This is a genomic window from Bradyrhizobium cedriense (assembly GCF_054602315.1).
On the sequence record NZ_JBTSWB010000004.1, the window covers coordinates 556,053 to 569,964 of the forward strand.

General features: G+C 64.0%; 13 protein-coding genes. 6 read left to right on the forward strand and 7 right to left on the reverse strand.

Features of this window, described 5'->3' with window-relative positions; translation table 11 throughout:
* Window positions 1-54 precede the first annotated feature (54 nt).
* A complete protein-coding gene (locus ACYCVF_RS19225) occupies window positions 55-1,413 on the reverse strand; it encodes an aromatic ring-hydroxylating dioxygenase subunit alpha (protein WP_459598915.1) in 1,359 nt (452 codons plus the stop codon).
* 111 nt (window positions 1,414-1,524) lie between these two features.
* On the opposite strand from ACYCVF_RS19225, the gene ACYCVF_RS19230 reads away from it, so the two are divergent.
* A complete protein-coding gene (locus tag ACYCVF_RS19230; RefSeq protein WP_459598917.1) occupies window positions 1,525-2,310 on the forward strand; it encodes an IclR family transcriptional regulator domain-containing protein in 786 nt (261 codons plus the stop codon).
* A gap of 94 nt (window positions 2,311-2,404) precedes the next feature.
* Here the strand turns inward: ACYCVF_RS19230 and ACYCVF_RS19235 are convergent, their stop codons facing one another.
* The 3 genes from ACYCVF_RS19235 to ACYCVF_RS19245 all read right to left on the reverse strand — a co-directional run bounded on the left by ACYCVF_RS19235 (window position 2,405) and on the right by ACYCVF_RS19245 (window position 4,521).
* Entirely contained in the window at window positions 2,405-3,085 is a 681-nt protein-coding gene (locus ACYCVF_RS19235; protein WP_459598919.1) for a transglutaminase-like domain-containing protein, read from the reverse strand.
* 92 nt (window positions 3,086-3,177) lie between these two features.
* Window positions 3,178-3,612, reverse strand: coding sequence for a VOC family protein (locus tag ACYCVF_RS19240; protein ID WP_459598921.1), 435 nt, complete (start codon window positions 3,610-3,612; stop codon window positions 3,178-3,180).
* A 75-nt stretch (window positions 3,613-3,687) separates the two neighbouring features.
* Window positions 3,688-4,521, reverse strand: coding sequence for a helix-turn-helix domain-containing protein (locus ACYCVF_RS19245; protein WP_459598923.1), 834 nt, complete (start codon window positions 4,519-4,521; stop codon window positions 3,688-3,690).
* A gap of 266 nt (window positions 4,522-4,787) precedes the next feature.
* On the opposite strand from ACYCVF_RS19245, the gene ACYCVF_RS19250 reads away from it, so the two are divergent.
* On the forward strand, window positions 4,788-5,120 hold the full coding sequence (locus tag ACYCVF_RS19250) for a PRC-barrel domain-containing protein (protein ID WP_061026089.1): 333 nt from the start codon (window positions 4,788-4,790) through the stop codon (window positions 5,118-5,120).
* A 319-nt stretch (window positions 5,121-5,439) separates the two neighbouring features.
* On the opposite strand, the gene ACYCVF_RS19255 is transcribed toward ACYCVF_RS19250, so the two are convergent.
* Window positions 5,440-5,835 (reverse strand): group II truncated hemoglobin, encoded by a 396-nt coding sequence (locus ACYCVF_RS19255; protein ID WP_459598926.1) that lies wholly within the window; start codon window positions 5,833-5,835, stop codon window positions 5,440-5,442.
* Window positions 5,836-5,848: 13 nt separating this feature from the next.
* The gene (locus tag ACYCVF_RS19260; RefSeq protein ID WP_459599682.1) at window positions 5,849-6,793 is read right to left on the reverse strand and encodes a helix-turn-helix transcriptional regulator; all 945 of its coding nucleotides are present in this window, start codon (window positions 6,791-6,793) and stop codon (window positions 5,849-5,851) included.
* A gap of 84 nt (window positions 6,794-6,877) precedes the next feature.
* Here ACYCVF_RS19260 and ACYCVF_RS19265 point away from each other — a divergent pair, with 84 nt between their 5' ends.
* The 4 genes from ACYCVF_RS19265 (at window position 6,878) to boxB (ending at window position 12,756) form a co-directional block, all read left to right on the forward strand.
* Window positions 6,878-8,419: a benzoate-CoA ligase family protein gene (locus tag ACYCVF_RS19265; protein ID WP_459598928.1), complete on the forward strand. Its 1,542-nt coding sequence runs from the start codon at window positions 6,878-6,880 to the stop codon at window positions 8,417-8,419.
* 128 nt (window positions 8,420-8,547) lie between these two features.
* On the forward strand, window positions 8,548-9,366 hold the full coding sequence (locus ACYCVF_RS19270) for an alpha/beta fold hydrolase (RefSeq protein WP_459598930.1): 819 nt from the start codon (window positions 8,548-8,550) through the stop codon (window positions 9,364-9,366).
* Window positions 9,367-9,497: 131 nt separating this feature from the next.
* Window positions 9,498-11,186, forward strand: coding sequence for a 2,3-epoxybenzoyl-CoA dihydrolase (gene boxC, locus ACYCVF_RS19275; RefSeq protein WP_459598932.1), 1,689 nt, complete (start codon window positions 9,498-9,500; stop codon window positions 11,184-11,186).
* A gap of 118 nt (window positions 11,187-11,304) precedes the next feature.
* A complete protein-coding gene (gene boxB / locus ACYCVF_RS19280; RefSeq protein ID WP_459598934.1) occupies window positions 11,305-12,756 on the forward strand; it encodes a benzoyl-CoA 2,3-epoxidase subunit BoxB in 1,452 nt (483 codons plus the stop codon).
* A 302-nt stretch (window positions 12,757-13,058) separates the two neighbouring features.
* Here the strand turns inward: boxB and ACYCVF_RS19285 are convergent, their stop codons facing one another.
* Window positions 13,059-13,871 (reverse strand): SDR family oxidoreductase, encoded by an 813-nt coding sequence (locus tag ACYCVF_RS19285; protein ID WP_459598936.1) that lies wholly within the window; start codon window positions 13,869-13,871, stop codon window positions 13,059-13,061.
* Between the last annotated feature and the right edge of the window lie 41 nt (window positions 13,872-13,912).

Genomic DNA, 13,912 nt, shown 5'->3' on the forward strand with positions numbered 1-13,912 from the left:
TCTGGATTGCTTCGCTGCGCTCGCAATGACGAGGGAGTGGCCTGCACCAGCCCGTCACTCCGCCGCCGTCAGCCGGTGCACGTTGTCCGCGATCTCCTTCGGTACCGGTGCGGCCCAAGGAGCGCCACGGCGGCGCTTGACGTCGACCTCCATCCAGTAGAGCTCCCAACCCTGGGTCGGCCCGATGCCGTCCATGGTAGCCGGTCCCTGAATGCTGCGTGCCCTGCTCTCGTCCAGGAACAGCATCGGCTTCTCGCCGCCGGAGACCTTCTCGATCTCCTGCCGGAGCAGGCGGCGGTATTGCACGATCGCCTTGTCGCTCTGTCCGAGATGCTCCTTGGTGCGGTCCTGGATCGCGCCCATCGATTCCACCGCCCACTGGTCGTGGACGTTGATGTCGTTGCCCATGCCGGTATAGGTCGCGGTCTGCTGCTCGTGCGGATCGAAACCGTAATCGTTGCTGCGGTTCTTGCGCGACTTGTAGTCCGGCAACTCGTAGAGCTCGAGCCGCTGGTCGCGCATCTTCTGCTTGTCGACCGGGGTCGTGTAGCTGGTGAAGATCGCGTACCAATAGCAGTTCTCGTCGTCGATCGGCACGTGCCACTGCGTGATCGTCATCTCCGTGCTCATGGGGATGACGAAGCCATGCGGGAAGAGCTGGTTGGTGACGCGCACATGCGTCCGCTCCTCGTCGATCTCGCGCAGCGCGACTAACCTGAGACCATACTCGGTGTGCTCGACATTGATGATCGGACGGTCGTATTCGCGCAGGATTCTCGTCATCGGCAGATCGGAGCCGGCGGAGGCCCCGCGAAACTGCTTGCCGTAGGCCGTGGACGTGTCCTCGTCCTCGAAGAAACGGTGCAGATAGGACGCGTGCGCCGGGTCGATGCCGACCTCCAGCGCCTGCAGCCAGTTGCAGGCCATGTGACCCTTGAACGCGAAGGTGTGGGTGCCGGGCGCGACGAAACAGTCGATCTCCGGGAATGCAGGCGGTTCACCTTCGCCGAGATAGGCCCACAGGATTCCGCTCTTCTCGACCACGGGATAGGAGCGCTGGCGGATGTTCTGACAGAGTTTCGAATCCTTCGGCTCGGCCGGCGTCTCGATGCACTGGCCGGTCGCGTCGAACAGCCAGCCATGGAAGGCGCAGCGCAGGCCGCCATGTTCGAGCCGGCCGAAGGCGAGGTCGGCGCCGCGATGCGCGCAATGGCGGTCGATCAGGCCGTAACGTCCGGCTTCGTCGCGGAACAGGACCAGATTCTCGCCGAGCAGTCTGACGGGACGGATCGGCCGGGCGCCCTCGAGCTCATCGACGAGCGCCGCCGGCTGCCAATAGCTCCGCATCAGCTTGCCGCAGGGGTCCTTCGGCCCGGTGCGGGTGATCAGGTCGTTCTGCTCCTGGCTCATCATGGCGTGGACATCCTTGGGGAGTGACGTTTGTTCGCCTATTGAACGAATGGGCGAATTATGACATGCCTTGAACCGGCAGCAAGCACTATTTTGCAGGATTGTCCCGCACCCATGCCCAAGCTGAGCCGGAGCGAGAGCGAGGAACGGGCGACGGATTTCGTCGAGAGCCTCGATCGCGGGCTGCGCCTGCTTCAGTGCTTCGGCATGACGGCCGGGCCAATGACGTTGAGCGATCTCGCCCGGGCTGCGGAGCTTCCGCGCGCCACCGCGCGGCGCATGCTGTTCACGCTCCAGCGCGGCGGCTTCGTCTCCGGCGACGGAAAGCTGTTCTCGCTGACGCCGCATGTGCTGACGCTGGCAGCGTCTTACCTGCGCTCAAGCCAGCTCGTTGCGGTGCTCCAACCCGTGCTCGATCGCATCTCGACCGCCGCACAGGAGATCTCCTCGCTCGCCGTGCTCGACGGCGATGACGCCGTGTTCATCGCTCGCGGCAGCCCGGCGCGTGTCTTCGCGAGTGGCCTGGAGATCGGCTATCGCCTGCCGGCCTTCTGTACCTCGGTCGGCCGCGTCATGCTCGGTCAGCTCCACGATGTCGAACTCGCTGCGCGTCTGAACGCGATGACGCGCAAGGCGCTGACGCCGCAGACAGTGACGGATCCGAAGGCGTTGCTCGCGCGCGTCACAGCCGACCGCGCGCAGGGCTACTCGCTGGTCGATCGTGAGGCCGAACCGCATTTCCGCTCGATCTCGGTTCCGGTGCGTCGTTACGACAATGTGATCGTCGCCGCCATCAACATGGGTGCCCATGTCGATCGCGTCCCGGAGCAGGAACTGATCGATCGCTTTCTGCCGTTGTTGCGCGATGGCGCGGAGTCCGTGCGCTCGCAATTGCTGTAGCCCTGGTGAGCGAAGCGATATCCGGGACACCGTTTGCGAGGAATCCCGGATGTCGCTCCGCTCATCCGGCTATCGCTAGCTACGGCATTGTACGCTACCGCCCCTCTGCCTCGCGCTCCATGTCGCGGCTCGACAGATCCTCGCCCTGCATGTTGGCGTAGTCGCGCGCCATCTCGCGCATCAGGAATTTCGCGGGTACGTCGTGATAGCTGCCGCGGTCGTTGACGTATTGCATGTAGGCACGGCCTTCGCCGTCGAAGGGGTGCAGCAGCGCATCGGTGTGGCCGTCGAAATCGAGCGGGAGCACGCCGACCTTGGCGCAGAGCGTATCGTTGAACGTCGGCGTCGCCTTGCGCCAGGCTCCGTCGACGAACACTTCCGTGAAGCCGTGCCAGGTGAAGATGTCGGTGCCCATGCTCGCGCGCAGCTTCTCGGTGGTGAGATGGTTCTTCACATCGGCAAAGCCGACACGGGCGGGAATGCCGTGGACGCGGCACGCGGCCGCATAGAGTGACGCCTTGCCGACGCAATAGCCTTGTCCGGCGGCGAGGACGCTCGATGCGCGAAACGTCTCGGCGACGCGCATGCTGACATAAGGGTTGTAGCGAATCCCGTCGCGCACCGCCTTGTAGAGCACGCTCGCCTTTTCGCGCGCGCTCGCCCCCGCGCGCACGCTGGTCTCGGCGAAGCGCTGCACGGCGGGGTGGTCGCTGTCGATATATTCGCCGGGATCGGTGTAGAGCCGGCGGATGGTGTCGGGGAGGATCTCGGTCATGCCTGCAAATGTAATGCGGCGTGGCGCGTTGTCCACGCTCTGTGCTCGTTGGCGCCTGGATGTCAGCCCTGCGCATCTCGTGTGACTCGTAATCAGCCCTTCAGCGGGTCTTCGCCGACCTTGGGCCAGTAGGTGCCGAAGCTCCACAAACCTCCTTCGGGATCCCGCGCCGAGAAGTCCCGGCTGCCGTAATCGGTATCGTGCAATTCCATCTCGATCCGAGCTCCGGATGCCCTCACCTTCGCGTAGAGAGCGTCGGGATCGTCAACGGCCAGATACACCGAGTCGGTCCTGTGTCCGTCGAGGTCTCCCACCTTTTTTCCGTAGGCATTGGGGCGGTCTGCCCCGAGCATCAGGATGGAGGTCCCGAACGACAATTCGGCATGCGCGATGATGTTCTCGCGCCTGTAGATCACGCGTTCGGTGAAGCCGAGGACGTCCGTCAGCCAGGCGATCATCGCCTCGGCGTCCCTGCAGCGCAGCGTATGATACAGGCGCGGCGCTTCGTTCCCGATTGAGCTTGGCATGACTGTCTCCCGTGGGGTTGGGCGCTCACCCTAGGTCAGCCGTTGTCCTGCGGCTTGAACAAATGGGACCTCGACTTATCCGCCGGCCTCCCGCATCAGGCGAGGATCCGTGTGCGCCAGCCGCGCGGCCCAACGCGTCGGCTTCTCGCCGCTGAATTCCCGGAACTCACGGGCAAGATGCGCCTGGTCGGCAAAGCCCGCTTCCAGCGCGATGCCGGCCCATCCGCATGGACTCCCGCTGCGCGCCAATTCGCAGGCGCGGTGGAAGCGCAGCATTCGCGCCAGTGTCTTGGGCGAAACGCCGATCTCGTTTTGAAACCGACGCGACAGATGCTTGCGGCTCCAGCCGATGTCGGTTGCGATCTCGGAGATGCGCGCCGCGCCGGCGCTGCGCCAGAGCCGGCCGATCGCCGCAGCGATCGCGGGGGAGGGTTCATTGACCGTACGCTCGAGCACGAACGCCTCGATGATTTCCAGGCGTTGCTGCCATCCCTCTGCTTCCGCCACCCTCTCGCCGACTTCTCGGCCGTCGCGGCCAAGCAAATCTCCGATATCGACGATGCGCGCCGTGAGGTCAGGCACGGCGCCGCCGTAGAAGCGATAGGCGCCGAGCGGCGTGAAGTCGACCTGGATGCATACGGCGCGGCCGTCGGATTCAATCTGCACCGGTCCGGGAAACAAGCCCGCCGCAAAGCTCGGCTGGATATCTGACCGGCCCGGCTCGCGTCCGAGCGCGATGCGGAAGGGGGTTCCAAGGCTGATGAGCAACGGCAGGGACAGCGGCGCGGCGTGCCGAAAATTCGCCAGGCCGAGTCCCCGCTCGCGGTAGCAGGAGATCGACGAGACGATGTGCGCCATATGTGCGGGGACAGGCCGCCTGATGATTTCCGGCGCGGTGCTTGCGTCCATGGAGAAGCCTCCGTTGTCGTGCACAGCCTAGCCGGACGACGGGATCACACCAAGAGACAGAGTTGCTTCCGGCAGCATGTCCATGCGCTCGTAGAAGCGGTCGACCGGACGATCGATCGTGTGCCGGCGCGGGAACCAATCAACCGTTTCCTGCCGTTGTTGCGGAAAGGCGCGGAGGCGGTGCGATCGCAGCTTCCGTAGCTGCTCCCGCCGGCTCGAAAACGGTGCTATAGTTGTCGCAAGCACAAGAGAACAGGGAGGACACCATGAACCACACCATGGTTCCCAGTGATCGCGTGGAGCACGTCGCCGTCTACGGACGCGATGGCACAAAGCTCGGCACGATCGAGCGACTGATGCTGGACAAGATGAGCGGAACGGTCGCTTATGCCGTGATCAAGACCGGCGGGCTGCTCGGTACGCGTCACCATTATCCGCTCCAGTGGAGCGCGCTGAAGTACGATCCAGGACGGCAGGCTTTCCAGATCGAGCTGACGCTGGACGAGCTCAGCAGCGGCCCATGCGAATTCGATGGCGACGCGTTCGACTGGGGCGACCGCTCGCGGCCGTACCCGCATCCGCATTACTGGTCGATCTAAAGCGGAATGGCTTCAGGTTGAATCGATCGCTGCGGCTCGTACACCTCTCCCGCTTGCGCGAGAGGTCGGCGCGAAGCGCCGGTTGGGGGCTTTCTGCTCTTGGGGATTGTCCCATTGCGGAAGCACCCTCTCCCCGACCCTCCCGCAACGGGAGAGGGTGTGCATCTCCGTCGTTGCAGCAATCATGCCTCATCTCGTCACGCTTTAGGTTGTTGTTTAAGCATGATCTTTTCGGAAAGCCGCTGTGCACTTTCCGGATCACGCTTTAGCGGCGTCGCAACTTCCGTAGGCGGGCCAAATGTCGGCAATACGGTCCCGATCAGTTCCGGTTGCGCATCCAATCGGCAAGACCGGATAGTGCCGTGTCGAGATCCTGTCGCGCAGCGCTATCTGTCACCGCCTCTTCCAGCGCCCCACGCATGCAGAGCATCCACGCATCGCGCTCGGCATCGCCGATGGCAAAGCCGATGTGCCGCTGCCGCAATCGCGGATGGCCTTTCTCGGGGGAATAGAGCTTCGGGCCGCCCGTCCATTCGGTGAGATAGCGCTTCAAGACGTCCCGGATCAGACCGAGGTCGTCCGCATGCATCGCGCGGATGACTTTCGCTTCCGGCAGCATGTCCATGCGCTCGTAGAAGCGGTCGACCAGGCGATCGATCGTCGCGCTGCCGCCGATCCGATCGAACAGGGAGGTGGTCGCGTCGATATTTGTCATGCGAGAATGGAGCTCAAAGCCCGACGCTGCGCAGGCCGAAGCTGCGGGCTTCGTTCTGCAGCACCGGCCGCACCGCGTCGATCAGGCGCGCGGCAGCGGCATCGACGCTCAGTCCTGCCGTGTCCACGACCGCAGTGGCGCGCGAATACAGCGGCTCGCGGCTGAGCAGGATGTTGCGCAGCTCCGCCATTGCGGAGCGATCATCCGCCATCGGGCGCAGGTCGCCCTGGCGGCGGACGCGCGCCATGTGCTCCTCGGGCTCGGCCTTCAGCCAGATCGTGTAGAACGAGCTCAGGACCCGCTCGAAGGTCAGGGGCTCGGAGACGATGCCGCCGCCGGTTGCCAGCACCATCAGCTCGTTGCGCGCGAGCAGCTGTTGCAGCGCCGCCTGCTCCATGCGGCGAAAGCCCTCCTGGCCGTAGAGCGCGATGATCTCGGCGACAGAGAGGCCGTTCTGCTGCTCGACCTCCTTGTTGAGCTCGACGAAGCTCCAGCCGATCTTCTTCGCCAGGATCTTGCCGAGCGTGGACTTGCCGGCGCCGCGCAGGCCGATCAGGGCGATGCCGCAGAATGGTGCGCGGCGCGGCGCGGAGACGCTGCCGCCGGCGAGCACATCCTTCGCCTGCGCGATCTGCGCGGGCGTTGCCTTGCGCAGGAGGTCGCGAAACATCTGCCAGTCCGGAGTCGGATCGGCGCTAGGCAGCAGGTCTTCGAGATGCGCGCCCATCGCGTCCGAGACGCGGCGCAGCAGCACGATGGAGACATTGCCCTTGCCGCTTTCAAGCTGCGCGATGTAGCGCTCCGAGATCCCCGATACCTTGGCGAGCACCTTGCGCGACATGCCGCGCAATGCGCGCATGGTGCGCACGCGCTGGCCGAGCTGTTCGAGAAATTGGGATTCGGCGTCGGGACTTTCGGTCATGAGCCTCTTTACGGATGTCCTGCGGCGCGTTTTAATGAAACATAGTGCCTGCTGGCATTGACAGCAAGCCGTTGCGGTGTCTTTCTATGAATTATAATTCTAAATTCGGGGGAGATGTCCGTGAGCGAGGGATCCTATAATGCGGTGACCTGGCTGCTCGATCGTAACATCGAGGAAGGCCGTGGCAGCAAGCTCGCCTTCGACGACACGGTCTCGCGGCTCACCTATGGCGAGCTCGCGCGCGAGACCCGGCGCGCCGCCAACATGCTGCGCCGGCTTGGCGTTCGCCGCGAGGAGCGCGTGGCGATGATCATGCTGGATACGATCGATTTTCCGATCGTGTTCCTGGGTGCGATCCGCGCCGGGATCGTGCCGGTGCCGCTCAACACGCTGCTGACCGCGGACCAGTATGCCTACATCCTCGCCGACTGCCGCGCACGCGTGCTGTTCGTGTCCGAAGCGCTCTATCCCATCATCAAGGACGTCGTCGGCCGCATGCCCGATCTCGAGCATGTCGTGGTCTCCGGCGCCAAGCAGAACGGCCACAAGCAGCTCGCCGAAGAGCTCGCGGGCGAGAGCGACCGGTTCACCACTGCCGCGACGCATCCGGACGAGCCGGCGTTCTGGCTGTACTCGTCCGGCTCGACCGGCATGCCCAAGGGCGTGCGCCACCTGCACTCGAATTTGCAGGCGACCGCCGATACCTATGCGAAGCAGGTGCTCGGCATTCGCGAGAGCGATGTCTGTCTGTCGGCGGCAAAATTGTTCTTCGCCTACGGTCTCGGCAATGCGCTGACTTTCCCGATGTCGGTCGGCGCCAGCGTCATCCTCAACAGCGAGCGTCCGACGCCGGCCCGCATGTTCGATCTGATGAACCGCTACAATCCCTCGATCTTCTACGGCGTGCCGACGCTGTTCGCGGCGATGCTCAACGATGAGGCGATGAAGGGCGAGCGCTGTGGCAAGGCGCTGCGCATCTGCACCTCGGCCGGCGAGGCGCTGCCGGAATCGGTCGGCAATAGCTGGAAGGCGCGCTTCGGCGTCGACATTCTCGACGGCGTCGGCTCGACCGAGCTGTTGCACATCTTTCTCTCGAACGCCCCCGGCGACATCAAATACGGCTCGTCCGGCAAGCCGGTGCCGGGCTATTCGGTGCGGCTCGTCAACGAGGCCGGGCAGGACGTTGCCGACGGCGAGGTCGGCGAGCTCCTGGTCGATGCGCCATCCGCCGGCGAAGGCTACTGGAATCAGCGGCACAAGAGCCGCCGCACGTTCGAAGGACCATGGACGCGCACGGGCGACAAATATGTCAGGGACGACGAAGGCCGCTACACCTTCTGCGGCCGCGCCGACGACATGTTCAAGGTGTCCGGCATCTGGGTCTCACCGTTCGAGGTCGAAAGCGCGCTGATCACGCATCCGGCCGTGCTGGAAGCCGCCGTGGTGCCCGAAGCCGATCCGGAGGGGCTGTTGAAGCCGAAGGCCTTCGTCGTGCTTCGGCAGGGCGCGACGACGACGGGCTTGCAGGAGACGCTCAAGGAGCACGTCAAGCAGAAGATCGGCCCGTGGAAGTACCCACGCTGGATCGACGTGGTCGACTCGTTGCCGAAGACGGCGACGGGCAAGATCCAGCGGTTCAAGCTGCGCGAGGGGGCGCATTAGTCGCTCGTCATTCCGGGGCGATGCGAAGCATCGAACCCGGAATCTCGAGCCTCCAAGACAATCTCGAGATTCCGGATCAGCTCGCGCTGCGAGCTGTCCGGAAAGACGCAAAGAACGGGAGCGACAGCATGACCACACTCACCCCCACGGGCTTCCTCAGCATCGGCAACGCCAGCCTCGAGTACAAATGGCTCGTGCCGCAGGCCGCCGACGCGCCGACCATCGTGATGCTGCACGAGGGGCTCGGCTCCGTTGGTCTCTGGGGCGACTTTCCGGAGAAGCTGCAGCAGGCGACCGGCGCCGGCATCTTCGCCTATTCACGCGCGGGTTACGGACAGTCCAGCCCGGTTACGTTGCCGCGGCCGCTCGACTACATGCAGCGCGAGGCGCTTGACGTGTTGCCGAAGCTGCTCGACATGATCGGCTTCAAGCGCGGCCTCCTGCTCGGCCATTCCGACGGCGCCTCGATCGCGACGATTTATGCCGGGGCGCATCAGGATCACCGCCTGAATGGTCTCGTGCTGATCGCGCCGCATTTCATCGTCGAGGACGTCTCGATCAAATCCATCGCCGCGATCAAGACGACGTTTGAGACCACGGACCTCAAGGCTAAACTCTCGCGCTGGCACAAGAACGTCGACAACGCCTTCTACGGCTGGAACGGCGCCTGGCTCGATCCGAAGTTCCGCGACTGGGACATCTCGGAATGCCTCGCCTATATCCGCGTCCCGATCATGGTCCTGCAAGGCGCGGACGACCAATATGGCACCCTGCGTCAGGTCGGGATCGCACAGGAGGAGTGCTACTGCCCCGTCGATCCGAAGATCATTCCAGGCGCTGGACATTCTCCGCATCGCGAGGCGCCCGGGCCGACGCTCGAGGCAATCGAGCAGTTCGCAAGAGCCGCCCTGCGCGACGATCATGGCCTGCAAGGACGCGCCGCGTGATGGCGGCCGGGCGTGGCCGCCATGAAACAAAGTGCATGCTCTAGCTGTTAAGGACTAGACGCGCTCAAAAAGATGCACTATTGTGCATCTGACGCTCAAGCCAAACGCATAATCAAGCTCAGGGATGACCCATGGCCGGGGAAGATCGGCGCCTCGCAGGCGGCGCGACATTCATCGATTTCCAGACCGAACCGTCCCGCTACCGGCACTGGAAGCTCGCCGTCGAGGGTGACGTTGCGACGCTGACCATGGACGTCGACGAGAACGGCGGACTGTTCGAGGGCTACCTGCTCAAGCTCAACTCCTACGATCTCGGCGTCGACATCGAGCTTGCCGACGCGATCCAGCGCCTGCGCTTCGAGCATCCCGAGGTGAAGGTGGTGTTGATGCGGTCGGCGAAGAACCGCGTGTTCTGCGCCGGCGCAAACATCCGCATGCTGGCGGGCTCCACGCACGCCCACAAGGTCAATTTCTGCAAGTTCACCAACGAGACCCGCAACGGCATGGAAGACTCCTCGGAGAATTCCGGCCAGCGCTTCATCACCGTCGTGAACGGCTCCGCTGCCGGCGGCGGCTACGAGCTGGCGCTTGCGACGGATCACATCATCCTCGCCGATGACGGCTCGTCCGCCGTCGCGCTGCCCGAAGTGCCGCTGCTTGCCGTGTTGCCCGGCACCGGTGGTCTCACGCGTGTGGTCGACAAGCGCAAGGTGCGCCGCGACCACGCCGACTTTTTCTGCACCATCGAGGAGGGTGTGAAGGGCAAGCGCGCGGTGCAGTGGCGTCTCGTCGACGAGATCGCGCCGAACTCCAAGCTGGAAGCCAAAATCGCCGAGCGCGCCAGGGAATTCGCGGCAGCCTCGAAACGCTCCGGCAGCGGCAAGGGCATCGTCCTGACGCCGCTCAAGCGCGTCATCGATGAGACCAGCATCCGTTACGGCTTCGTCACTGTCGACATCGATCGCACTGCCCGCATCGCCACTATCTCGATCAAGGCACCGGAGGCCGCGCCGCCTGCCGACACCGACGGCATGATGGCGCAGGGCGCATCGTTCTGGCCGCTCCAGGTCGCGCGCGAGCTCGATGACGCCATCCTGCATCTGCGCATCAACGAGCTCGAGATCGCCATGCTGGTGTTCAAGAGCCACGGCGATCGTGCCCATGTGCTTGCTTGCGATGCCTTTCTCGAAGCCAACAAGGCACACTGGCTGGTCAACGAAATCCGCCACTACTGGAAGCGCGTGCTCAAGCGCATCGACGTCACCTCGCGCACACTGGTGACGCTGGTCGAGCCCGGCTCCTGCTTTGCCGGCACGCTCGCCGAGCTCGTGTTCGCTGCCGACCGCTCCTACATGCTGATCGGCACGCGTCAGGGCGACAACCGCCCGCCGCCGTCGATCGAGCTCTCGGCGATGAATTTCGGTCCCTATCCGATGAGCCATGGCCTGACGCGGCTTCAGTCGCGGTTCCAGGCCGATCCGTCCGATGTGGAGCGCGCGGAAGCGACCATCGGCACCAGCCTCGATGCCGAGGAGGCCGAGGAGCTCGGCCTCGTCACCTTCGCGCTCGACGACATCGACTGGGACGACGAGGTCCGCGTGTTCCTCGAGGAACGCGCCAGCTTCTCGCCCGACAGCCTCACCGGCATGGAAGCGAGCCTGCGCTTCGTCGGCCCCGAGACGATGGAATCGAAAATCTTTTCACGCCTGACCGCATGGCAGAACTGGATCTTCCAGCGCCCCAACGCAGTCGGCGAGGAAGGCGCGCTGCGCCGCTACGGCAGCGGCCAGAAACCGAAGTTCGATATGACGCGGGTGTAGAGGGCGAATGGAGAGTGGCGAATAGCGAATGGTGCATTCAATCGCTACTCGCCATTCGCTACTCGCGAGCCTGCAAGACGATGACACAAGTAAAGCAGTCCCCCACGGGAGGTCCACCATGAATATGAACATCATGAACGTCGACTACTCGACCAAGATTCCAAACAACGTGAATCTCGCCGAAGACCGCCAGGTGCTCAAAGCGCTCGAGGGCTGGCATCCCGGCTACATGGACTGGTGGAGCGACATGGGGCCTGAGGGCTTCCAGGAATCGCTGGTGTATTTGCGCACCGCCTATTCGGTCGATCCGCGCGGCTGGGCCAAGTTCGACTATGTCCGCATGCCCGAATATCGCTGGGGCATCTTGCTCGCGCCGCAGGAAGAGAACCGCGTCGTGCCGTTCGGCGAGCATTACGGCGAGCCGGCCTGGCAGGAAGTGCCGGGTGAGCATCGCGCCATGCTGCGCCGCCTGATCGTGATCCAGGGCGACACCGAGCCGGCCTCGGTCGAGCAGCAGCGCCATCTCGGCAAGACCGCGCCCTCGCTCTACGACATGCGCAACCTGTTCCAGGTCAATGTCGAGGAGGGCCGTCACCTCTGGGCGATGGTCTATCTGCTGCAGAAATATTTCGGCCGCGACGGCCGCGAGGAAGCCGACGACCTCCTGCGCCGCCGCTCCGGCGATGCCGATGCGCCCCGCATGCTCGGCGCCTTCAACGAAGCAACGCCGGACTGGCTGTCCTTCTTCATGTTCACCTACTTCACCGACCGCGACGGCAAGATGCAGCTGCACTCGCTGGCGCAGTCCGGTTTCGATCCGCTGTCGCGCACCTGTCGCTTCATGCTGACGGAAGAGGCGCATCATATGTTCGTCGGCGAGACCGGCATCACCCGCGTCGTGCAGCGCACTTGCGATGCAATGAAGCAAGCCGGCATCACCGATCCCACCGACATCGCAAAAGTACGCGCGCTCGGTGTGATCGACCTGCCGACCATCCAGAAGAAGCTGAACCTGCACTATACGCTGTCGCTCGACCTGTTCGGCTCGGAGGTTTCGACCAACGCGGCCAATGCCTTCAACGCCGGCATCAAGGGCCGCTATCACGAGACCCAGATCGAAGACGATCACCAGCTCAAGAATTCCACCTATCCGGTGCTCAAGCTGATCAACGGCGAGATCAAGCTGGTCGACGAGCCGGCGCTGACTGCGCTCAACATGCGCCTGCGCGACGATTACAGCCAGGATTGCGTCAAGGGCATGCTGCGCTGGAACAAGGTGATCTCGACCGCAGGCTACGAATTCCAGCTCAAGCTCCCCAACGTCGCTTTCCATCGCCATATCGGCGAGTTCAAGGACGTGCACGCCACGCCGGATGGTCTGCTGATCGACGATGCCACCTGGGCCAAGCGCAAGGACGAATGGTTGCCCTCGATCGCCGACGGCGACTTCATCACCTCGCTGATGCAGCCCGTCACCGAGACCGGCAAGTACGCTTCGTGGATCTCGCCGCCGAAGGTGGGCATCGACAACAAGCCCGGCGATTTCGAGTACGTGAAGATCGAGTCGTAAGCATCGGGAGCCGACGCTCCCGCACCACAAAAAGGTATCGCCACCCGCGCAAGCGGGTGGTCCTGTATTCCGGAGGCGGTCGTGGCTTCACAGAGAAGCCGCGGCGTACAGCGCATGTGATGCGAGGGGAGAGGTCCCAGATCGGGGTGCTTTGCCCGACGTGTCAACTGCATCGCAGTTGCAAATGCCCGTTCCGCGCGGCTAAGAAAATCCCTTATTGATGAAGGGGCATTCTACTGTGCATGGGGTTGTTTTCGACATTTTGGCTTGGAGCCCCACTGCGTGTTACGGGGATCGTCCGATCAATCACTATCCCATCCGCTGCCCTTGATCCCCGGGTTGGCATAAACGATCCCGCCATCCACGGCGATGGTCGCGCCCACGACGTAATCTCCGGCGCGCGAGGCGAGATAGATCGCAGCGCCCGCCATGTCCTCGTCGGTGCCGATGCGGCCTGCGGGCACGCGCGTCGAGACTTCGTCGGCGTGGTCGCGCGCAGCGCGGTTCATGTCGGACTTGAACGGGCCGGGCGCGATCGCGGTGACCACGATGTGGTCGGGGATCAGCTTCACCGCCATCCGCCGGGTCAGGTGAATCAGGCCGGCCTTGCTTGCGGCATAGGAATAGGTCTCGCCGGGATTGACGAAGATGCCGTCGATCGAGGCGATGTTGATCACCTTGACCGGCCGCTCTGCGCTGGCCGAGGCACGTAGCGTCGGCGCCAGCGCCTTGGTGAGGAAGAACGGCGCCTTGACGTTGAGGTTCATCACCTTGTCCCAGCCGCTCTCTGGAAACTCGTCGAACTCCGCACCCCAGGCCGCGCCGGCATTGTTGACGAGGATGTCGAGCTTGGGCTCGCGCTTCCTGAACTCGCTGGCCAGCAACTCGGCGCCGGCAATCGTCGAGATGTCGATCGGCAGCGCGATGCATTCGCCGTCATACCGAGCGGTGAGCTCCCTGGCAGTCTCCTCGCATGGCCCTGCCTTGCGCGCGGTGATGTAGACCTTTGCCGCGCCCGCGCTGAGAAATCCCGCCGCGATCATCTTGCCGATGCCGCGCGAGCCGCCGGTCACCAGCGCGACACGGCCGTTGAGCGAGAACAGATCGTTGAACATGATGCCTCCCTTGGTTGGAAGCTGTGTGAGCCGGGGGAGGG

Bases quoted from the DNA above. Each gene is read 5' to 3' on its own strand.
- ACYCVF_RS19225 (WP_459598915.1), bottom strand. From the start codon at position 1,413: ATGATGAGCCAGGAGCAGAACGACCTGATCACCCGCACCGGGCCGAAG.
- ACYCVF_RS19230 (WP_459598917.1), top strand. From the start codon at position 1,525: ATGCCCAAGCTGAGCCGGAGCGAGAGCGAGGAACGGGCGACGGATTTC.
- ACYCVF_RS19235 (WP_459598919.1), bottom strand. From the start codon at position 3,085: ATGACCGAGATCCTCCCCGACACCATCCGCCGGCTCTACACCGATCCC.
- ACYCVF_RS19240 (WP_459598921.1), bottom strand. From the start codon at position 3,612: ATGCCAAGCTCAATCGGGAACGAAGCGCCGCGCCTGTATCATACGCTG.
- ACYCVF_RS19245 (WP_459598923.1), bottom strand. From the start codon at position 4,521: ATGGACGCAAGCACCGCGCCGGAAATCATCAGGCGGCCTGTCCCCGCA.
- ACYCVF_RS19250 (WP_061026089.1), top strand. From the start codon at position 4,788: ATGAACCACACCATGGTTCCCAGTGATCGCGTGGAGCACGTCGCCGTC.
- ACYCVF_RS19255 (WP_459598926.1), bottom strand. From the start codon at position 5,835: ATGACAAATATCGACGCGACCACCTCCCTGTTCGATCGGATCGGCGGC.
- ACYCVF_RS19270 (WP_459598930.1), top strand. From the start codon at position 8,548: ATGACCACACTCACCCCCACGGGCTTCCTCAGCATCGGCAACGCCAGC.
- boxC (WP_459598932.1), top strand. From the start codon at position 9,498: ATGGCCGGGGAAGATCGGCGCCTCGCAGGCGGCGCGACATTCATCGAT.
- boxB (WP_459598934.1), top strand. From the start codon at position 11,305: ATGAATATGAACATCATGAACGTCGACTACTCGACCAAGATTCCAAAC.
- ACYCVF_RS19285 (WP_459598936.1), bottom strand. From the start codon at position 13,871: ATGTTCAACGATCTGTTCTCGCTCAACGGCCGTGTCGCGCTGGTGACC.